Origin of the sequence: Mesorhizobium sp. M1A.T.Ca.IN.004.03.1.1 (genome assembly GCF_003997555.1) — a bacterium.
In the GTDB taxonomy this organism is placed as follows: Bacteria; Pseudomonadota; Alphaproteobacteria; order Rhizobiales; family Rhizobiaceae; genus Mesorhizobium.
In genome coordinates, this window is sequence record NZ_RZTV01000002.1 from 318,632 (window position 1) to 338,459 (window position 19,828).

Consider the following 19,828-nt stretch of genomic DNA (forward strand, 5'->3'; position numbering starts at 1 on the left):
GGAAGCAGGAGCGGTTGGACGCTCGGCCGTTTTCAGATAAGAACGAGCCATGTGGACGTGGCTCTTTGCAGCGCTGTTGGTGGCCGTGATCGGATGGAAGTTCGCCGCCAGATTTCTACGTCGTCGGCCTGTGGTAACGGCCGACGATTTGGCAAAGCTCCGCCTCTTGCCACGATATCCCAAGGCAAACGAGGACTGGGCAGTGTGGCGCCCTCTTCTCGACTCCGATCTTGCCCAGATTACTCAGGGCGAAGGCGACTTCGGTGAAAACTATGTTCTCGAGATCACCAAAGCCGGCGAGCGCGCCTTGAGATCGGCTAAAGCTTAGATGGCAAGGCCAGTTTTTACCGCAAAGCCATCAGGACCATGATCTGGCCGCTCCCAGTATTCAGCGGATTCGCTGTGATGCTGCGGTTAGTCTGTGCAGTCGCGAAGACATCAGAAGCGCCGCTGAGCACAGCAACGCTCTCCGGGCGAACGTCGAATTTCTCGGTCAAGTTAGTCCACGATATGCTGTCCGAGGTCGAACCATTGTAGGCGAGACCGCCGATCCACCCGCCAGCTTCGCAACTGATCGTCGCGTTCATAGGATCGCTTAGATTTACTGTGACCGCAGTGGGGGTCGTTGCGCTTTTCAGATTGAAGACCGGTGTGAGGCACGCCGCACCGCGGACCATCGTCGCGCTAGACGTTACGACGAGATTTCCGGTCGCGCCCCTCGGCGCAGAGAAGAAGGCCAAAGCCGTTGTCCCATTGAACTGCTTGTACAATTCGATACAGGGCTGGGCGCCGAGCGTGACAGAGATGATGTCGAACGACGAGGCCGATCGCGCCATCAGCCCAATGATCGGATAGGCATCGGCAGTCACGCCAGCGGTAAGCGTGGTAAAGGTAAAAGACGTGCTGTCTGCGGTTACAATTTCATTGAGGCTCGACCCTTGGGTCGCAGCGGCCACGACCGCTGCAGGACAAAAGCCGGGCATTGGAAATGTCATTGCAGGGCCTGCACATGGAGATGAGTTCCGGCCTGGCCCTTCGAAATGAAGAGACGGAACTTCGATCCACTGGTTGTGGTGAAGGCATCTCCGGTGACCTTCGTGAAGCCGGACACCGTGAGCACTCCCGCCGTGGCCCCATTGGTATAGTCGATGATAATCGAATACGAACCTGCGACGGTGGGTGCCGCCAAGGTGTGTGCGCCGTTGTTGGTAGCCGACCGGAAATTGCCGCCGGCCGGCGTAGGCGTGTATGTTCCTGACGATTTCGTTCCGTCCGGAACGTCTGTTCCGAGGTAACCTGCGGTCAAGGTCTTATCCGCGTCCGATTTCAGAGTGTTGGCGTCGAACGCCTGCACGTTGGTGCCTATCACAAGCCCGAGAAGGCTGCGCATTGCGGCATAGTCGGCGGCCGTAATCAGCGATCGGCCGTTGGCCGACGCGTTGGTGATGTCAGCGGCGGTGATGGCGAGCAGCGTTTTCATCGCCGCGTAGTTCGCTGCCTGGATAAGAGACCGGCCGTTGGCAGATGCGTCGGTGATATCGGTCGCCGCGATCGCGAGCGCGGCCTTCAGCGCGGCGGCCGTGATCACGCCCACAAGCCCGGCCACGGTAGAAACTTGGTCAGTGTTGTCGATCTTGTCCCAACCGATGCCATTGGAAACGATCCAGTCGCCAACTTGCCAATCCGTGATACCGCTGACAATTGTCGCGCCGGCCGTGGCGACCTTGTAATACTGGCCCTTGTTCGCAGCCGACGCCGCCGGGATGGTTGGCGTGTTGGTGTTCGCGTTCCAAGTTCCTTGATAGGAGAGCGAGCCGAAGATCGTCGACGGAAGCTGAGCTGCCGGAACCTTTCCGGTCCCGTCGAGAGCGGCATAGCCGTTCGCGTTGCCCTTTTCGGATGCGTCCTGCTTGCTGTCGAGAGCGGCCTGCAGCCCCGTCGTGTCTGCAATCGTGTGTTGATGCAACAGGAGCGCCCGGTTCGCGACTGAGACCAGGATCCCCGCAACATCGACGTCGATCGCAGAGAAGGCCGCGACCAGCCGAAGAACGTCATTCGCAAGCTCGTTGCTGCCGAAGGGAAGCTGGTACCCCCGGTTCGGCGTCGTGTTTTCTACTGGCATGGCGATCCTCGGCGAGGGTTACGGGGCGGAGATCGCCCGGAAGTCGTAGGCCATCGGCCGCGCCGCCGGCGTGCCGGTCAGCGTGATGCGGATGCGGCCGACGGGATTGGCGTTGAAGCCAATGACGCTGTATTTGCGCTCGACCCAGCCGGCATCCTGAAGCGGCGTCTGCGTCACCTGAGGAACCGCTGTCCAGACGTCGTTCGCGGCATCGGCGTGCATTACGATCGTCGCGCCGGTCGGGATCTTGGTCTTCAGATAGGACAGGATGTCGACGCCGGTGCCCATGTCGAAAGCGCGGGTGACATAGGTGCCGGACGTCTGCAGCTCGCCCTCGATCGCCAGGATGACCGGGAAGACGACAGCCGAGACCTTGGCCGAACCGGAGAGCACGGCGCGGACCTCGACATTGCCGGTGTAGAAGGACTGCAATTCCCAGGCCTGGCCCGGATTGAGCAGAGTGACCGAACCGTCATCGAGCTCGACCTCGAAGTGAAGTGCGGCAGCGGCGGTCGGCAGCTCGACCTCGGCTCGAATAAGCAGATCGCTCATGTCGGCGGCGGCGAAGGTGCCGACATTCACGGTCTTGGTCGTCGGCGCGAACTTGGCGGCGATCAACTGGAAGCAGATGTCCTCGTCCTGATGCGGCGTCCAGGTGACGGCATTCGACGACGACAACATGACGCCGACCGAATAAGGCTGCGCCGCGACTGGCTGCTGAAGGTCGGCGTCGAAGTCGCCGAGCTTGGCGGTCTTGATTGAATGATTGCCGTCGTTTGTCTTCACGACAAAGGCGTATTCGATGCCGCCGGCCAGCCAGATGGGGTAAGGGAAGCGGATTTCGGTCCAGTGCCCGATCACCGCGTCGTTCATGTCGTAGAACGCCTGGGCGATCACGTTGACGGTCGGGATGCCGTTGGCGACCTCGACCAGCTCGAGCACGATCGGGCTGTCCGGGTCGCCGACCAGGCAGACCTTGAGGTTGACGCCGGCGATGTGTCGGCCTTCGGTCAATGTGAAGGTCTGGGCCAGCGGGTCGGACCGGCTGCCGCCATTGCCGCCGCCACCGCCGCCGACACCTCCGGTCTCGCGCGGCGCTGTCACCGAGGTCTGCTGCACGGTCGTAGTGACGACGCGACGCAGCGTCTCGATGTCGATCGTGCCCTGCCCGACGAAGATGGCGGCAGCCTTCGAGCCGCCGGCGCCCTGCGCGACCAGTCCCTTTGAGCCCGCCGGCACATTGGCCGGGATGGTGAAGCTGCTGACGATCTGGCCGGAGCCGTCGGCGCCGAGGCCGCCAGGGTTGACGTCGATGCCGTCGAATTCGAGCTTGGTCAGGTTCTCGCCCGCACCGAAGCCTTTGATCGTGAACTGCAGCGGTATCTGGCGCAGATAGGCCAGCGTCTCCTCGCGGGTCGAGCTCTCGATGGTCTCCTTCTGCGTGGTCGTCGTGGTTGTCGTGGTGCGGCCGGCGGTCGACCTCGACGTGGTGATGACAACCGGCGACGACAGAGCCGCCGCGCTGTCGGAGGCCCATTCGGTGGCGCTCTCCGTCCAGTAGTCGACCGGCGGATTGATTGTCATCGACGCCGGCAGGGGCGTGAAATTCTGATAGGGATTGATCTTGGTGCAGCGAGTGGCCAGCGCCTGCTCGACCGCCACTTCTTCCGTCCAGCCGAGCAGCGTCACGCCCGCCAGGTTGATCGAATGGAAGCTGGGGTCGATCGCCAGCCGCAGCAGGCCGCCGAACACAGCCGCGGTCTGCGGCTCGCCCTCGTCACGGTAGCGATCGGAGGTGAAGGGATCGACGAAGACGCCGTTCTTCGAGATCGGCTCGCGGCTGTCGATGTCGCGTTGCAGGCGCTCGAGGGCGATCAGATCAAGCGCGTCGACCAGGCTGTTATACATCCGGTCGATCTTGGCCATGGTATAGGCGCGCACACCGATGTTGGTGACGTTCGGCGTGCCAGTCCAGATGTTCTCGACCAAAGCGAGCGGCAGCACGTCGGCGGGCACCGTCGGCGGCAGCGCGTTGGTGCGGCTCGAAACGCCCTTCAGGTAGACTGAATTGCCGTCGCTATCCAAGCCGAGCACGTCGACGCGCGGCAGCTTGAAGTCATAGTCGACCTGGATTTGCCCGCCATTGACGCCGCCGGCGACGGTGATGGTGGTTGCGGTGATATCCGTTGCCGAGACGATGCCTAGATAGCGGTATTTGACGGTGTAGCTCGACCCGGTCGCGGGCTCGGCGCCGCCGGCCGCCCAGGACACCAGGTCGCCGGCCTTGGTATAGTCGGCCGGCGTCGCATAGGTCGTCGCGCCCTGCTTCACTTCCAGGATCGCGGTGACGCCGGTGTTGGTGAGCGCGTCCGAGCCGTTCGGCGTGCCGCCGCGCACGACTGTCTCGGTGACTTCCTTCGGACCAGGACTTCGCGGATCGTGGCGATCGGCCCGTGATTGAGGGTGACGATCGTCGGGTTCGCGCCGAATGTATGCACCTCGGTCGGGATGCGGAACAGATCGAAGGTTTCCGTCTCGCGGTGGCGCAGCGCCGCATAGCGGGTCCGCTTCTGGCCCTTGATGTTGGCGACGCCCTCGGCGATCGAGAAGACCTGGTCCGTTCCATCCTTGCCAAGCGCGGAGACCGAGCAGCCCGAGACGATATAGTTGCCGTTGGCGTCGAAGTCGTAGATCGCGAGCTGCGCGTTGATGCCCGTCAGGTTCGGCGGCGGCGTCTGGTCTATCGCGACGCCATCCTTGAGCAGGTAGACCGAGTAGAGGTCGCCCACGCCGCCGTCACCGGAGAAGCCCCAGGCGAGCGCGTACACGACGCGCGCGGCGCCGGCTTCCCCCTCGGAGAGCGAGCCAGGCATCAGGCCCAGCAGAGCGGGCTCCTCCAGTTCGGTCACATAGGTTTTGAGCAGGCGCACCCCGATGTGCACGGCACCTGTCATCGGCACGTTTGTCAGCACCGCCGCCGGCGCGTCGAGAACGCGGCCCGCCACATAGAGCTTGCCGGCGATCAGCGTGACGGTTTGCGCCTCAACGTCGATGATGATGTCGGCGCCTTCGACGCGGTCGCCGTCGCGCGCGACCAGATTGCCGATCGAACGGATCTTCCGCTGAAGGATGGTCTGGGCCTCGACCATCTCGGCCGCCTGACCAATCTTGCCTTCACGGTTGAGCACGCTGTCCCACAGCGGAAACTGCGGTGCGCGGTCATAGGCGCCGGTCAGGTTCGACTCGTGCTCGTAAGCCATTTTGCCTCAGCTGATTTTCAAGAGCGCACGAAAGCGTTCGCGCGAGGTTTTGCCGAGAAGCGCCGGCGCGATATCGAAGCCGCCGACCATGGCGCCACCCGCGATTGCGGCGCCGGGCAGCCACCGGATACCGGCGGGGTGTGCGCCGACGGGCGCGCCGCCGAGCGTGACGCTCCAGGATTGGATGGTCTCGCCCTCGCCTTCGCCGAAATCCATCATGGCTTCGACATAAAGGTTCGGACCGGCGCCACTTGCCACGACCCAGCTTTGCCCGGCGGCATGGTAGTAGCCGCCGAAGGAAGCGCTGACCGGCCTATAGACTCGCGCCCTGCGGAAACCGATCGGCGAGCCGTCCTCACGATAGACGCCGATCCAGCACGACTTGGCGAGCAGCGCGGTGGCGATGATCTGCGCCCGGGACAGAGCGGCGTCCGAGACCCATTTCAGGCCGGGCGTGTTCCAGGGGAACGGTCCCCAGCCGATCGACCCGCCCTCGACCGGCTCGATCCAGGCGCCAAGCGCGGTCAGCTCGGCTTCCGTCAGATCGTGCTGGCCGGCATCGAAGGTGCGGCCGAAGGACCATTTGACGCCGCCGGCGTGGAGGAACACGCCGGAGTTGTCGCCCCAGATGCCGTCGCCCCACCTGGTGTAGGCCCAGTCGTGCTCGCGCACATTCTAGCCGTTCCAGGCGCGGTAGAACTCGGAGCGGACCGGGTCCGACAGGCGCACCACGGCCTCGATCGTGCCGAGATCGTCCTCGTTGTCGCGAAAACGGTCGAGCTCGAGCTCATAGAGGTGCCAGCGCGTGCGGCGCACCGGCGCCTCGTAGAAGGTCGAGAAGGCGTAGCCGACCCATGTCAGGCTTTCGGCCACACCCTGCGGCGTGCCTTTCACGCGTTGCCAGCGGAGACCGTATTCGATAACCGAGGCGAGATCGGGAAGATATTGCGTAATCGCGCCGAGCCCGTATTCCACGACGAGCCAGGGCAGGATCGAGGGCTGCACCGGCGCGAATTTGAAGCCGCGCAGCTCGTCGAAACCGGGCTCAAGCTCCGGCAGCCGGTCGAGCGATTCCGCGAGCGCGCGCTCGAAGGCCGTCGCGTTCTGCGGCAGCAGGTTCTGCCGTTCGCTCACCGGTCGCGGCCCTTGAAGGTGAGCGTCACCGTGCCAAGCTTCACCGCGGCGCCGTCATCCACCGTCGTGTCGGTCACCGGAACGGTCAGCGACACTCTCTGCACGCCCGGCGCCTGCAGCTTGGCTGTCAGCCAGGAGCGCGTGACGTTGAAGCCGAGACCGCCCTCCTCGGCCATCGCCTGCCGAAGCAGGGTTTCGAGACTGTCGAACACTGTGATCGGCGTCGTCGGCAGAAGCCAGATGTCGGCCGCCACATTGACCGTGGCGCTGGTGGCGGAAACCACGGTGACGCGGTCAGAAATGACGCGGACGCTGTTCTTCTGCACCTCGTTGTTCACGCCCGCCAGAAGCGCTGCGTCGGGCTCGCCGAAATTGTCGGTCGCAAGCACGGCGATGCGGATGTCCGGTCCGGTGCCGACGCGATAGACGGCGACATCCTTGACCCGGATGCTGGCCCGGAAGGCGGCGCTTTTGTACCAGTCTTCGGAGCCGGCTGTTGAGCGGCCGGAAATGGCGACCACAGTGCGGGCGCGCAGCCTGGCATCAGTTTCGCCGGTCAGGCGGATGACGTCATAGAACGCAGCCAGGTGATCGAGATCGGCGCCGGCCGCGAAGGCCAGCAGGTTGGCTTTGACCGCGTCGTTGATCGCCGCCCTGTAGAGCACCTCGCGAAAGGCGCCGACCTGCAGCTGGATGCTGCCGGGCTCTCCCTCGAGATCGATGATGCCGGTGACGTCTAGCCCGTAGCTGGTCGCCAGGTCGATGAAGACGGCCTTGATCGCGGCGAGAGCGTCGGCCTCCGACGTGACGGTGATCGCCTGCGGTGTCGGCAATCCCTCGAGCGTGGAAAGATCGAGCATCGCTACCCCGTTACGATCAGTTGGCCGCCGGCCTGACCGAGGCGCAGCGAGACGGTGCCGGCCGGCGTGAAGTCGCCGAGATGGGCGCGCGGCCGGTAAATGCCTTCGATGACCCAGGCGGAAGCGCCGGCGCGGTCGAGTGTCAGCGGCGAGATGCGCGTCGGCGTGAGGCGCGGCTCGAAAAGCAGGATCACGGCCGCGACCCACCACTGGAAGCGGATGACGGTCTGGACGTTGGCGAGCTCGCCGAGCAGCGCCGGGACCGGACTGCCGACATATTCACGCAAGACGCGCTCGAAATAGCGTGTCGTCAGCAGGATCTCGATCGCCTGGATGACGTTGTCCCAGCCGCTCTGCCGCAGCCCGGTCGAGCGGTCCATGCCGAATTGCGTCACTTGCGCTTCCCGCGTCTGCCCTTCGCCGGAGCGTCGGCCGATCCATCAGCCTTCGGCTGCGCCGGCTCGACGACATGGCCGCGCAGCCGCTCATAAGCCGCCTGCGACGGCGTCATTTCGACGGCGGTGCCGGCCACGCCAAGGTGCGGCGCGCGCTTGGTGACAACGAGTTTCATGGGGGCCTCCTAGTCGGCGGCGAATACTTTCGAGGAGCCCTCGACGATCGGCCAAAGGCCGGTCGAAGATCCCGACATGACATGGACGCGATCGCCGATGCGGGCGACCTTCTTGCCCTCGGCCGCGCCGAGGTCGACGCGGGATGCCGACAGTTCCGCGCGGTAGCCGCCGCCGTCGAACAGCATCGTCGCCCCGCCGAAGGTCGACAGGATCCGCGTCCCCGGATCGGACGACGGGGATGCGTTCTGGTCCGAATAGGTCATCGGCAGCGCGACCGCCTGGCGCATGTCGCCATGCGGCGCGACCAGCATCATCTGCTGGCCTTGCGTCGGCGGCCGCCAGGACTTTTCGGTGCCGGCGATCTCGCCCCACGGCCGCAGCGGCGACAGGAATTCGCGGCCATTGGCGTCCGACAGCAAGAGCTGCACGCGCTTGGCGTCGTGATCGACCTTCTTCACCGTGCCGAACCGCAGGTTGCCGGCGACCATGCGCTTTAGCGCGGCGATATCGGCCTGCAGGCCGAGGATGACCTTCACCAGTTCCGTGTCATGCATCAGGCGGACCCGCCGAGATCGGGATCGGGCAGGATATCGTCCGTCAGTTCGGTCTGCTCGCCGTTGATGACGGTGCCGACCTGGTCGAACCCGACGACTTCGCCGGCATCGGGCGGTGCGACGCCCAGCATGGCCGGCACCGCGGCCGTCGTCATCAGGGTCGACTGGATCTTCTGCCAACTCATCAGGTCGACGCCCTTGGCGAACTCGCCGCGCATGATGACGACCGCAGACTGGTAGTCCGCGACCGTCGCCAGCTTGGTCAGTGCCGCGTCAATGACGGGAGGCAGCTCGGCGCCCGGAGCGGGATCGCAGACCGGCTCGATCTCAATCTCGACCATGCGGATGGCGTGCTTGCGGCCGCCCTCCGGATCGACGCCGCGAGCGGCCTTCACCGGCCCGATCGCGGCGACAAGCGAGCGAAAGCATTCCGCGAAGGCATTGTTGGGATCGGACAGCACGCGCCGCCACTGCCGGTCGAGCATGTCGAGCGAGAATTCAAGACCGGCATCGGTCGGCGCGATCTCGATCTGGTTGACCGCCTGGCCGTCGGTCGTCTGATAGGTGACGCTCGAGGCAACGATGAGGTCGAGCGCGAAGGTCACGGTGCCGGAGGTGACGAAGAAGCCTTCGTTCTGGGCGGCATACTTGGTTTCGTCGATGCGCACCAGGATGACCGGCGCCTGCCGGTCGCTCATGATCGAAGACAACGCCTCGATCGAGGAATCGGTGACGCCGTCGGCGGCGATGGTGTTGCCGCGCAGCGCCTGGACGGCCAGCATGCGCAGCATGGCGTTGACCAGGCTCATCCGTTCTGTTCTTGGCTCGCCGCGGCTTCGCCGCTCGCTGCGGACGGCCGGGCAAACGTGCCCGACGCGCGGTTGCCGCCTTCGGCGGAGATCACGACGCCGCCTTCAGGTTCGACAGATAGAACACGATGACCTCGGGCAGGTCATCGACGACGCGCTCGATCGAATAGATCGGCTCGGCCGGGCGGCTGGTGACCTCGCACTGATCGCCGGCCTTCGGCAGCCAGGCCATGTGGGCGCGCGGGATCGAAACGGTGCACAGCCGGCCGGCGTAGCGGGTCGGGGCCATGCCGCGATCGCGGCCGCCGAGGAATTCAAGGTCCGGGTCGATGTCGAACCGGCCTTTCAGGTCGACCATGGCCGGGCGCGACGGATCGTCGGCCACCGACATCTCGCCACGCAGCTTGGCGCGGATGGTGATCAGGTCGCCCATGCGGGAGCGCGTCTCATGGACAAGGCGCGATCGGGCTGCACGAATATCCATGAAAGGCTCCGAAAAGGTGAGGCCTCAGGCCTGGCCGAGGTCCATCTGGCTGGCCTCGTCCGCCTTCACGAGGTCAACCTTGCTGGCTGGGCGCGCGGCACCCTTTGCGACAAGATCGTCGAGCTGCTTCTTGTCGACGTCGATGATTGATCCAGGCGCCTTCACCTCGATTTCTGCGCGCTTGATTGTCTTGCCTTCCAGGCTCTTCTCGCCCGGCGACTTGCACAGGTGAACGGTGCTCAAAGCAACGGCTTTGACCATGATGCTTTCTCCAATTGTGTTGAATTGCCGAGAAAAGATGTCGGACCGGGGCAATCAGCCGAGGACGGTCGCCTTCAGCGTCGCGTTCGGATTGACGGGCACCATCAGCGGCGCCGACTGGGTGAGGATCTGCTCGATCGCCACATCGCCTTCAGGGATGTAGTTGCGCGGGAAGATCGGCAGCGCCTCGAACTGCGCATGCACGTCGACGATCGTTCCGAAGCAGCGATAGCCCTGCACGTTCGGACCGGTCAGCACGACATCCTTGGGCGACATGAACGGAGTGACCGAGCCGTTGACGGTGTAGTAGTCCTTATAGACCCAGACTTCGATACCGCCACCGAGCGTGCCGCCATAGCGGACCTCGCCGGTGGTCATGAGGCCGGTCTTGATCGTCAGGTCGGCATTGCCGCGCCGGGTCAAGTCCATCTCGGCAAGGATCTCGCTGTCGCGTCGCATGACACCCCAGGCATCCGTGCCGACGGTGATGCGGTTCGGCGCGCCGCCGAATTCGGCCGAATGCATCGTGTCCGCCCAGCCCTGGATGTCGTCGAGGATGGACACCCCGGGATCGCCCCAGCGCGCGCCGGCGCCGAGCACCACGGTGTGTCCGGCGGCGCGACCGAAGTCGACCAGCCGCTGCGGCATGTCCTTGCCTTCAATGACGACCTTGCCGTCGATGACGGCCTTGGCGGCCATCCATTCCCAGAGCCTTTCGACCGCAACGCGATGGAACTGCAGGATGTCGGCTTTGACCGCATCGTAGCGCGCCGCGGGGCTCTGCGCATTGGGACCGAGCAAGGTGCCCGGGCGGCGGGTGAGAGCCCGCAGCGGCGACACCGGATCGCTGGCCTTGACATAACCCGGCTTGAAGCGCTCGACGCGCGCGCCTTCCTCGTAGATCGCCCGGCCCTGCGCCATCGGGGCGACGAAGGGCGCGAGCTTCCGCCCCGAACGCGGAATTTTCTCCAGGTCGATATATTCGTCGGTCGATGACATCTGGTGGGGGAAGAGAAGATCGAGCCAGTAGCTCGGCACGATGTCGAGTTCGCGGAACACACCGAGCAGGGTGTGCGTATCCCAAAGTTCGTAGTTGTCGAAATCCGCCATGGTCGTGGCCCTTGTGAAAGATGCGGCCGGGGCCGCGATTGGGTTGAGGGTTTGCGCCCTGCGCTCAGAGCCGCTTGCGGACGAGGATGTTGGTGGGCGCCGGCGCGCTCCGGAAAGCCGCCTCGCGCTTGTCATCCGTGTTGAACGAGACATCCCAATTGAGCGCATCCGGATTGAAATTGCCGGCCCGGTAGATCGCGACGCGCTGCGCGACATCGGTGTCGACCACCGGAGCAGTCGTGATGCCGAGCGGCGCCACACCGATCTGATCCGCCCCGCCGACGAGGGTGGTGTTCGAAAATGCGATGGCCGCGCCGGTCTCGGTGGTTGCGATCGCGTTGCCGGGCGCTCCTGCGGCCTTGGCGACGATACCGACGATGCCGGCGGCATCAGATTGAGCGCTGACATCGGGATGGGGCGTGGTGAGCGAGCCGTATGCGGAGCCGGCACCAGCTCCGCCGTTGATCGCCGCGATCAAATTGCTGGCGGTCTCCGCCGCCGTCGCACCGATCTTGACCTGACCGGCGACAGTGGTCGGCCCAGCCTTCAAGGTATAGACCGTCGCGCCGATGGTGATGGCGTCGTCAACTGCTCCGACACCGGAGAACACCAGTCGGCCGGTCGCCTTGCTGCCGGGCACATGGACAAAAGTCGCCATGGCCAGGGTGTCCGTGGCCGCGAGGCCGACAACCGAGAAAGCCGGCAGCGCTACATCCCCTGCCACGGGAAAGTCCTCGGTGACAGGGTGCGGTATGGCCGAATTGAAGATTTCGGCGGAGGTGAACGTCTCGGATACTTCACGTGCCGCCATGCTCGGCTGCGCAAAGGGAATGCTGGTCATGATCGACCCTTTCAGGTGAGTAGTTGCGGTTGGATGGTGCGAGGCATCAGCCCTGCCTGGCCGGTGCCCCCGTCGAGGCGCGGTAATTGGCCAGGATCCGGTTGGCCGCTTCCTGCGATGCCGCCGCGGACTTTCCAGCGCCGGGCTGCGCGAGGCCGGCCGCGGCAAGGCGCGATTTCTCATAGACCTCGGCGCCTGCGTCTACCGGCTTGAACGCCGCGACGTTGGCGACGACGAACGCGGCGACATCTTCACCGGTCATGGCAGGCGACTTGGTCGCCAGGTCGAGCGCCGCCGCCATGCGACCGCCGTCTCCTTTTACGCTCTCGGCGCCAAGGGCCGTCGTCAGGCGCTTGTTCTCATGCGCCACGCCGGTGGCATGACCTTTGGTCTCGGCAGCCGCAACGGCCGCGTCGTGATCGGCTTTCGGAATGCCGGCAAGTTCAATGGCGGCGGCCGCGCCGGTGGTCTCGCTCATGGATGTGCTCCCTTTCTGCGGGGTTGAGCGCCCGCCGTTCGGCGTGGAGGCGCGGGAAAGTTCGGCAAGTACGCTTTCGAACGAACCGACCCGGTCGGCGATACCGGCGTCGACCGCAGCCTTGCCAATGAACGTGCGCGCTTCCGTCTTGCGCGCCGCTGCCGCGGTGAGCCTGGTGCCCCGGCCTTTGGCCACCGTGCCGAGGAAGGCGCCGTAGAAGGCGTCAACTTCGGCCTGCAGGTCGTCGCGGACGGCGTCGGAAAGCGGCTCGAAAGGGTTGGCGTCGACCTTGTGGGCGCCGGCGTGGATGAGCGTCGGCGTGATGCCGTCGCGGTCCAGCTGCCGGCTGAAGTCGGCGTGCAGAAGAACGACGCCGATCGAGCCCGCTATGCCGGTTTCCGTGGTGACGATCTCGTTCGCGCCGGACGCGATGGCGTACATGGCCGAAGCCGCCATGCCGTTGACGACCGCGACGGTCCGCTTCCTTGCGGCAAGATCGCGCACGAGGGCCGCGGTTTCGAAGGCGCCCACGGCTTCGCCGCCTGGCGAATGCATGTCAAGAATGACAGACCTGACAGCCGGGTCGGCAGCTGCCGACTTCAGCTGGAAGCCGATCCCTTCGTAGGAGGTCAGACCGGAGCTGGCACCGACCCAGGCGCCGCGGTTGACCAGGGAGCCGGTGACCGTGATGATGCCAACCCCGTCGCCGGTGACGCGATAAGGCACGGCGCGACGGGCGCCGTTCTCGTCCTCGACGACCGATCCCCCCTCGAATCGCGAACTCTCGGGCGCATTGACGCCGAGCCTGCCGGCAAGGACGGAAAGCACCACCTCGGCCTTGTCACGCGTGATCAGCAGCGGCCGGTTCAGCACCCGGTCGGCGATATGGATCAGCGATGTCATGGAAGCTCCTAGCGGATGAACCGCATGGTCTTGGCGTAGCGCGAACGCTTTCCGTTCTTTGCCGAGCAGGCCGCCGCAAGGCGCAAAAGTTCGGCGTCGAGCGCCATGATGTCGGCGCCGGAAAAACGAAGCTGCTCCCGGGTCACCGGGGACTGGATGGAAAGTTCCTCGACATGCTCGCCGGCGAGCGCGCGCAGCTTGACCGCATAGAGCGCCTGATAGAGGGCGCAGGGGTCATCCTGGTCGACGGCAACGCCGTTGATGGTGACGAGGGCCGGCATCAGGCATCTTCCTTTTTCTTCGATGCCTTCTGGTCCTGGATGACGTCGTCCTTCGCGTCGCCCGGCCCCTGACCGAACGGCGACGGCATGCCCGCCTCGACATAGCGCTTGTGCCAGTAGAGCCGGCGCTCGAAGACCTCCTCCGCGTCGGCCCCGATCTCCGCGCATTCCATGTCAAGCGTCGAGGTCCCGTTGAGCAACCGTTCACTCGCCGCCTTGGCGCTCTTCTGGTCGTCGGCAGTGGCCTTGGCCGGGCCTTGCCACATTGCCCAAAGCACCCTGTCCCGGTTTGCGGAGAAAGCCGCGTAGCCACCCTTGAACGGCAGCCGGCCGGTGCCGATCAGCTCGTCCACCAGATGCTCGAAGCCGATCTGGCAGATCGGCGAAGCGATGCGATCGCGACGGCGGGTGACAACCGGGTGCAGGGACGCCCCTTCCATCCGGGTCGAGGAATAGGTCGCGCCCTCGTAGTTCATCGTGTAGCTGGCAACGCTGATGCCGATCGCGCGCGCCATGCCACGCTGCAGCTCGTTGGACACGGGCAGGAATTGCGGCCCCGGAATGCCGGTCGACATCAGGTCGAGTTTCTCTCCCGGCGCCAGATGCGAGATTTTCGGATCGCTGCCGACCGAGATTTCGCTTTCGGCCGCCTTGTCCATGACGGCAAGGAAATAGTCGCGGAACTGGGCGCGCAGCTCCTTGCCGTCCTGGCTCTCGCCGAGCGCTTCAAGAGCCTCGAAGGCCTCTGCCGAAGGCTTTTCGCTGGTCAGCACCTGGGCAAAGACGGTCTGCAGGATACCGGTCTGGATCGTCACGTCGACCAGCGTCTCCCATTGCAGGTATTCGCGAAAGGCCGCGACGAGCCGAGAAATGCCGCGCACGTCGTTGCCGTCCACCGGGTCGAACACATGAGCGACCATCTGGCGCCCTTGCGCGTCAAAGGCCCGATGGTCGCGCTTGACGACGATGCCGGTTTCTTTCTCGGCGAGACGGTAGGCGACAGGACGGCCGTTCGGATCGTGGATAACGCCCTGATACAGCCCCTCGAATTCACTGGTGTCCTGCACCAAAGCGGTAGGCGTCGTAAGGCACATCTTGGTGCCGGACGTGATGCCATAGCGGCGGCGATTGCCGGCGGACATATAGTCCATCAGCATCAGCGCCTCGCCAAAGACGACGTCATGGCGCAGAGCGATGTCCACCTTTTGCGGCACGATGAATTTGCCCTTGAGGTCGCATTCGCGCGCGTTCCACGCCCAGCGCTTCCACTCGGCCTTCAACAGCTTGATGAAATCGTCCGTCTCCTTCCTGTCGTAACCAAGCTTTGCCAGGTCCGGCATCGGATTGAGGATCAGCTCGACCCCGACGGTGTCCGCGATGACCTGGTCGACCGCACCTCTCAGGCGGCCGGAATTCTGGATGATGTCCATGGCAAGGCCGGCCGCGCGGCGCCAGGCGGTGCGGACCTGGTCGCGATGATCGCGCAGCGCGGTGCCGCGCGTCGATAGGATCCGGGAATGGCTGTCGCGCAGATACCCGGCATTTGCGGACGGACGAGGAGCGGACGCGCCTTCCCTGCCGAATATCCGCTCCAGCAACTTCATGCGCGCCTTTTCCATTTCTCGCGACGGGCTTGCGAGGCCTCGTCCGTCGTCGGTTCTGTCGGGTCCGTGGGCTCCTGCCTCGGGGCATGGCGCAGGCCGTGAAGCAGATCCGGCTCCGAAGCCGGTCTCAGCCGCTCGCGCAGCGCCGCCCAGTCGTCTGCCCTGTTGGTCGACAGCCCGAGCATTTCCGCCATCGCCATGGCGTAGACCTGCGCGTCGAGGCAGTGATTGTCCGGCCGCAGGCGTTTCCATTCCTCGTGGAACTTGCCGCGCACCACCTCGGCGACGAAGGCCTCCGCCGTGAGCTGCAGGAAATATTCCTTCGGCAGGAAGTCGCCGAAATGCACATAGCCCGGCGGATCGGCCGGCTCGCCGGAACGCAGGCCGGGCTTGTGCAGATTGGCGAACAGTTCCGACTTGAGGCCCCATGTGCCGACCGGCCATAGCATCGCGCTGCCGAAACGCTTGCGCTTGCCGCGCTTCGTGACCGACTTCTTGGCCGGGACGCTGATTGCCGGCACACCGCGCCCGCCGACACCCTTGACGGCATAGGCATTGGGGCGCCGCCGGCACCATTCGAGAACCTGGTTGGTGCGGCCGCCGTCGCCGCCGTCCACCGACATCGCCTCGATACGGCGCCAGCCGCCGAAAGCGTCGTCGAGCGGCTTGGCGAGGAACTCACCGAGCTTCGTCCAGGCGCCTTCGCCGGCGTTGTCCGTCGCGCCCTCGAAGAAGCGGACCCCCAGCACCCAGCACTGCCGGTCTTCGCCAAAGGCGACGACGACGGTCCAGATGCCATTGTGCTGCACGTCGGCGCCGGCGACGAGAATAAGCCCCTCGGCAGGGATCTCCATTTCCGCGAAGGGTTCGCGGCGCTCCATCAGCCGCTCGTATTCCGGCGCGTTGCCTTTCACCTTTGCGGGAAGGCCGTACACCAGATTGAAGATGCCCTTGTCGCCGAGACCGCCGGGCTTCGAGTGGTTGAGAATGTCCTCGGCGATCGCTTCGTAGCTCATCATCAGCGAGATGAAGGCATCGACATGGAACCCGGGGTGCCGGTCAGGACCGGTCAGGGTGGCGATGTAGCGGCCATTGCGGACGCCGATGACCCGCTCGGTTTCGCTGATGATGTGCCCGCAATGCGGGCAGACATAGAAGCTCTTGTGCGGATGCAGTCGATCGAGATGAAAGCCCTCGTGGGCTTGGACGAACTCTTCGCCACATTCAACGCAGGCAATGTTCCAGAAACGCTGGTCCGAGCGCTTGAAGGAACGGTCGATCCGGCAGTGCCCGGGCAGATCGCCGAGTTCGTCGCCGGTGTCGATCTCGGGGGTCGACAGCTCGAAGATCTTGAAGGCCTTTGTGCGCCGGAAGGCGGTAAAGCGACCGAAAAAGAGCGTTTCCGGATCGTCGCCGCTGACATGGGTCTGCCACTTGGAGACCTCGTCCTTGACGCCGTAGCGCGTGGTCTTGCCCGAGAGATCGGTCGCGACGTTGGCGTTGGCCAGCATCAGGGATCCGCCGGCGAACCGCTTCTCGTAGATGGTAGAGCCCGAGCCGGACCGGCTCACGGCCGGGAAGATCACCTGCTTGCCAGTCTTCGCCTGCCACGCCTCGATAAGCGGCTGCAGCTTCTGGCTGTTCATGTCCTGCAGGAAGTCGATCGACGGCAGGCCATAGATGGTGTTGTCCGGCGCCGTGTCGGCGATGTAGAGCGACCAGGCAAGGGCGAGGATCGAGACGCCGGTCTGTTGCGATTTGCGCACCGTCACCAGATTGCAGGGATGCTCGAGCGACAGGCAGTCGGCGATCTCGCCGAGATATGGCGCATCTTCAAGCGCCCAGAGTTCTCCCTTCTTAGGCCCGTCGACAAGCACGATGTTGTCGGGCAGCCAGTCACGAAAGCGCGCCGGCGGGCGCGGCCTGATCGCCTCCGCCAGTGCTACGCCGGCCAGGCGGAGCGCCCCCGGATGGCCAGGCCCGACATGGATGCTCAAATCTCTTCGTCCTCGAGCACGTCGTCATGCTCGGCAGCTTTCTCGACGATGGCGCCGAGCCGATCGGCGATTTCGGTGTTCAACTCGAAAGCGATGCTCCGCAACAGCACGCGCAGGCCATGAGCGCCTTCTCGCGAAACTGCCAAAGCCATGTCGTCGGCTTTGTTCTGCAGGCGGGCGATGCTCGACTGGATCTCCCGGCCGCAGACCGTCAGGGCTTCACGCATCCGGTCGGCGCGGACCAGCTGGCCGATATGCTCCTGCCGACGCAGCTTCTCGCGTCCGACTTTGAGCCAGGCTTCTTGCCGAAGCGCTTCGTCGCGCGACGTGCTGGAGTTGGCCGACGGAGCTGACGGCGCGTCCTTGCGAGCTGCCGCAATCTTCTCGGAGCTAGCGAACTCGCCGCGGTAGTAGTCGTAATGCGCCAGCGAAAACCGCATGATCCGGTCGCGAGCGTCGCGCTCGACCGGAAGGTCATGCTCCTCGACCAGTCGCCGCACCAGTTTGGTGACGGCCTGCTTTGTAACGCCGTCGCGCGCCGCGATCTCGGCGGGCGTCGCCATCACGGTTTCTTCAGACGGCATCCAGACAACTTCCTTCGAGCCGCTGACAACCCTGACAACCCAACTTTTTCGATGGTGCGACTGGCAGAAATCCAGGGGCCGGTCTGCCCGTCCTAGGTCGAGGAGTGGGATACGGTCCCTATACCTTGGGAGGCGGCGCGGCTGCCTTGCCCGGTCAGTCGAAGAAGCCGGGGAGCATGAAGCTGATCTCGTGCATGACCCTCGGCGGCAGCTCGCGGTTGGCGAAGGCCGTGAACGCTTGCGCCGTGTCGCCCTTGACCATCTCGGCGGGAATGATGACACCCGAGTCCACGAAGGATACCGGCCTGCCCCACCTGGTCGAGGAGCGGTCCGGCGCGTAGACGTGGCCGCCCAAGCGCTTGGCGGTGACGCGATTTGGAAACCGGCCTGCCTTGCTGAAATCTCCGGCAAACAGCCGGCGCGTGCCGAAAGGCGAAGCGGTCACGCCTGCCCGCGTCTCGCGCGGCTTGAAGTATTTGAGCGAGATGTCGCCGCCCTGCGTGCGCATGACGTAGGCGAGCTCGCCATAGTTGGCCCGCTCGGCCTTGATCGCCCTGCGGATCGTCCGGTACGGCAGGCCCGTCTGGTTCGCGAGCGTCCGCGTCAGCTTGGTGCGCAACCGATCGCCGACATGATTTACGGCTCGCGCCAGCACCAAGCTGCGCTGCATCTGGCTCAAGCGGCCCAGCGCGTTGTCCAGCCGCTTGAGACCAGACAGATCGGCCCACCTGATCGTCAGCAGGCCGTTCACGCTCGCACTCCGAAAATGAAAAGCCCCGGTCGCGAGGAGCGCCGGGGCGAGTTCTTTCTTACCGTGATCAGGTCTATGTCAAGTTTCTGCCGCGCGTCAACGGACGGAGGCAGTTTTTTTCGCGCGCTGGTCAGCCGTGCTCTCGGCGAGCCAAATACCCGGTCTGTCCTCTTCAAGCCAGGGCGTCATCGTGCGATCGGAAGACACCAGCCGATGCGCGATCAGCTGCGGGCCGAGCTCGGCCTCGAGCCTGCGCAGCGCCGCGACCCAGATCTGGTAGTCGAGCCGGCCCATGATGTCGCCGCTCGGATCGGTCGCGAACTCGTACTTTCGGTAAGCGCCCTTCGCCGGCCGCTTGAGGCGCTCGTCATAGCCATGCACCTCGATGTCGTAGGCCTGGCCGTTGTCGTCGATGACGTGCTTCATGACGAACCAGGCCGGCTTGCCGCCGCGCTCCGCCAGCCGAACCCTGGCAGGCTTCGCGGTCCAGTCCGGCTCCCGCCCGAGGATCGCGGTTCCGACGACCAGGCTGACAACGCCTTCGCCCCGCTGCGCTTGCGAGCGGGCGCTATAGCGCTCAACCGCCCGCGCAACGTACAGCTCGGCCAAACCGTGCGTATCCGGCCAATCGGCCAAGCCATTCCAGCCCTGCGGTTTGATGACCTCGCAAGCGGCCAGCGCGGCCACCGCCCGGCCAACGGTCACCGCATCCTCATGCGGCTCGCCCTGCTCGATCCAGAAATTGTCATAGTCTTTGCGGCCGGCGTCTATCAGCGCGCCAAGCTCGCCAAAGCTGGTGATCTTGCCCCATGAGGAAGCCTGCAACATGCGCCAGGCCGAATGCGGATTTTCCAGACCTTCCACGCCACCGCCCTTCGGCAGCTCATGGACGAAGGCCCAGGTCAACAGCTCTTCTATGTTCACCGTCTTCATGTGCTTTCACTCCTTCGTCCCAATTTTTCTCTTATCGACCCAACTCGCTGCTCTTCGTCCCAAATCGAAAAAACATGAAGGCGAACAAAGTCAGCCGGATAAGCGGGATGCCGGGATGGAAGGGGCGCAAGGGACGATGAAATCCGCGCCATACATGAAACACCCGCCATCCCTCTTTGCCCTTTGTTTGATCTCATTCGCGCACGGGCAAATCGAGAAAAATCGACCCCAGCGTCCCTTGCTTCCTAACCTGGTGCTTTCCCAAACCCTTTCAGTCCGGCTCCCTTCCC

General features: G+C 64.7%; 23 protein-coding genes. 1 reads left to right on the forward strand and 22 read right to left on the reverse strand.

Annotation, left to right across the window (positions count from 1 at the left end; translation table 11 throughout):
- Positions 1 to 49: 49 nt before the first annotated feature.
- The gene (locus EOD29_RS07490) at positions 50 to 328 is read left to right on the forward strand and encodes a hypothetical protein (RefSeq protein WP_127246317.1); all 279 of its coding nucleotides are present in this window, start codon (positions 50 to 52) and stop codon (positions 326 to 328) included.
- Positions 329 to 344: 16 nt separating this feature from the next.
- Here EOD29_RS07490 and EOD29_RS07495 read toward each other — a convergent pair whose 3' ends face one another.
- The 22 genes from EOD29_RS07495 to EOD29_RS07590 all read right to left on the reverse strand — a co-directional run bounded on the left by EOD29_RS07495 (position 345) and on the right by EOD29_RS07590 (position 19,538).
- Positions 345 to 995 (reverse strand): hypothetical protein, encoded by a 651-nt coding sequence (locus EOD29_RS07495; protein WP_127246318.1) that lies wholly within the window; start codon positions 993 to 995, stop codon positions 345 to 347.
- Positions 992 to 2,122 carry a hypothetical protein gene (locus tag EOD29_RS07500; RefSeq protein ID WP_127246319.1) on the reverse strand — a complete coding sequence of 377 codons (1,131 nt, stop codon included), beginning with the start codon at positions 2,120 to 2,122 and terminating at the stop codon, positions 992 to 994. Before EOD29_RS07500 ends, EOD29_RS07495 begins: the two co-directional genes overlap by 4 nt.
- Positions 2,123 to 2,140: 18 nt before the next feature.
- A complete protein-coding gene (locus EOD29_RS07505) occupies positions 2,141 to 4,519 on the reverse strand; it encodes a DUF4815 domain-containing protein (RefSeq protein WP_128203330.1) in 2,379 nt (792 codons plus the stop codon).
- Positions 4,450 to 5,382 carry a DUF4815 domain-containing protein gene (locus EOD29_RS35850; RefSeq protein WP_128203329.1) on the reverse strand — a complete coding sequence of 311 codons (933 nt, stop codon included), beginning with the start codon at positions 5,380 to 5,382 and terminating at the stop codon, positions 4,450 to 4,452. Before EOD29_RS35850 ends, EOD29_RS07505 begins: the two co-directional genes overlap by 70 nt.
- Positions 5,383 to 5,388: 6 nt before the next feature.
- Positions 5,389 to 6,054 carry a hypothetical protein gene (locus EOD29_RS07510; protein WP_127246321.1) on the reverse strand — a complete coding sequence of 222 codons (666 nt, stop codon included), beginning with the start codon at positions 6,052 to 6,054 and terminating at the stop codon, positions 5,389 to 5,391.
- A 3-nt stretch (positions 6,055 to 6,057) separates the two neighbouring features.
- Positions 6,058 to 6,516: a phage tail protein gene (locus EOD29_RS07515; protein ID WP_127246322.1), complete on the reverse strand. Its 459-nt coding sequence runs from the start codon at positions 6,514 to 6,516 to the stop codon at positions 6,058 to 6,060.
- Positions 6,513 to 7,376: a baseplate J/gp47 family protein gene (locus tag EOD29_RS07520; RefSeq protein WP_127246323.1), complete on the reverse strand. Its 864-nt coding sequence runs from the start codon at positions 7,374 to 7,376 to the stop codon at positions 6,513 to 6,515. The genes EOD29_RS07515 and EOD29_RS07520 overlap by 4 nt, the downstream gene beginning before the upstream one ends.
- Positions 7,377 to 7,378: 2 nt before the next feature.
- A complete protein-coding gene (locus tag EOD29_RS07525) occupies positions 7,379 to 7,771 on the reverse strand; it encodes a GPW/gp25 family protein (RefSeq protein ID WP_127246324.1) in 393 nt (130 codons plus the stop codon).
- Positions 7,768 to 7,947, reverse strand: a complete 180-nt coding sequence (locus EOD29_RS07530; RefSeq protein WP_127215575.1) for a hypothetical protein — start codon at positions 7,945 to 7,947, stop codon at positions 7,768 to 7,770. Before EOD29_RS07530 ends, EOD29_RS07525 begins: the two co-directional genes overlap by 4 nt.
- 9 nt (positions 7,948 to 7,956) lie before the next feature.
- Positions 7,957 to 8,502 carry a phage baseplate assembly protein V gene (locus tag EOD29_RS07535; protein WP_127215574.1) on the reverse strand — a complete coding sequence of 182 codons (546 nt, stop codon included), beginning with the start codon at positions 8,500 to 8,502 and terminating at the stop codon, positions 7,957 to 7,959.
- Positions 8,502 to 9,311, reverse strand: a complete 810-nt coding sequence (locus EOD29_RS07540; RefSeq protein WP_095781610.1) for a hypothetical protein — start codon at positions 9,309 to 9,311, stop codon at positions 8,502 to 8,504. The genes EOD29_RS07535 and EOD29_RS07540 overlap by 1 nt, the downstream gene beginning before the upstream one ends.
- A 91-nt stretch (positions 9,312 to 9,402) precedes the next feature.
- Positions 9,403 to 9,795 carry a hypothetical protein gene (locus EOD29_RS07545; RefSeq protein ID WP_127246325.1) on the reverse strand — a complete coding sequence of 131 codons (393 nt, stop codon included), beginning with the start codon at positions 9,793 to 9,795 and terminating at the stop codon, positions 9,403 to 9,405.
- Between the two features lie 24 nt (positions 9,796 to 9,819).
- Positions 9,820 to 10,056 (reverse strand): hypothetical protein, encoded by a 237-nt coding sequence (locus EOD29_RS07550; RefSeq protein WP_127246326.1) that lies wholly within the window; start codon positions 10,054 to 10,056, stop codon positions 9,820 to 9,822.
- 54 nt (positions 10,057 to 10,110) lie between these two features.
- Complete coding sequence (locus tag EOD29_RS07555; protein ID WP_164748238.1) at positions 10,111 to 11,166, reverse strand: major capsid protein; 1,056 nt, start codon at positions 11,164 to 11,166, stop codon at positions 10,111 to 10,113.
- 64 nt (positions 11,167 to 11,230) lie between these two features.
- Positions 11,231 to 12,007, reverse strand: coding sequence for a hypothetical protein (locus tag EOD29_RS35855; protein WP_164763708.1), 777 nt, complete (start codon positions 12,005 to 12,007; stop codon positions 11,231 to 11,233).
- A 46-nt stretch (positions 12,008 to 12,053) separates the two neighbouring features.
- The gene (locus EOD29_RS07560) at positions 12,054 to 13,388 is read right to left on the reverse strand and encodes a S49 family peptidase (RefSeq protein ID WP_127246328.1); all 1,335 of its coding nucleotides are present in this window, start codon (positions 13,386 to 13,388) and stop codon (positions 12,054 to 12,056) included.
- Between the two features lie 8 nt (positions 13,389 to 13,396).
- Positions 13,397 to 13,669 carry a hypothetical protein gene (locus tag EOD29_RS07565; protein WP_127246329.1) on the reverse strand — a complete coding sequence of 91 codons (273 nt, stop codon included), beginning with the start codon at positions 13,667 to 13,669 and terminating at the stop codon, positions 13,397 to 13,399.
- The gene (locus EOD29_RS07570; protein WP_206520456.1) at positions 13,669 to 15,273 is read right to left on the reverse strand and encodes a phage portal protein; all 1,605 of its coding nucleotides are present in this window, start codon (positions 15,271 to 15,273) and stop codon (positions 13,669 to 13,671) included. Before EOD29_RS07570 ends, EOD29_RS07565 begins: the two co-directional genes overlap by 1 nt.
- Complete coding sequence (locus tag EOD29_RS07575; protein ID WP_245475274.1) at positions 15,270 to 17,270, reverse strand: terminase gpA endonuclease subunit; 2,001 nt, start codon at positions 17,268 to 17,270, stop codon at positions 15,270 to 15,272. The genes EOD29_RS07570 and EOD29_RS07575 overlap by 4 nt, the downstream gene beginning before the upstream one ends.
- A complete protein-coding gene (locus EOD29_RS07580; RefSeq protein ID WP_127246331.1) occupies positions 17,267 to 17,854 on the reverse strand; it encodes a hypothetical protein in 588 nt (195 codons plus the stop codon). Before EOD29_RS07580 ends, EOD29_RS07575 begins: the two co-directional genes overlap by 4 nt.
- A gap of 154 nt (positions 17,855 to 18,008) precedes the next feature.
- Positions 18,009 to 18,605, reverse strand: coding sequence for a phage tail protein (locus tag EOD29_RS07585; protein ID WP_127246332.1), 597 nt, complete (start codon positions 18,603 to 18,605; stop codon positions 18,009 to 18,011).
- A 96-nt stretch (positions 18,606 to 18,701) separates the two neighbouring features.
- The gene (locus EOD29_RS07590; RefSeq protein ID WP_127246333.1) at positions 18,702 to 19,538 is read right to left on the reverse strand and encodes a hypothetical protein; all 837 of its coding nucleotides are present in this window, start codon (positions 19,536 to 19,538) and stop codon (positions 18,702 to 18,704) included.
- Between the last annotated feature and the right edge of the window lie 290 nt (positions 19,539 to 19,828).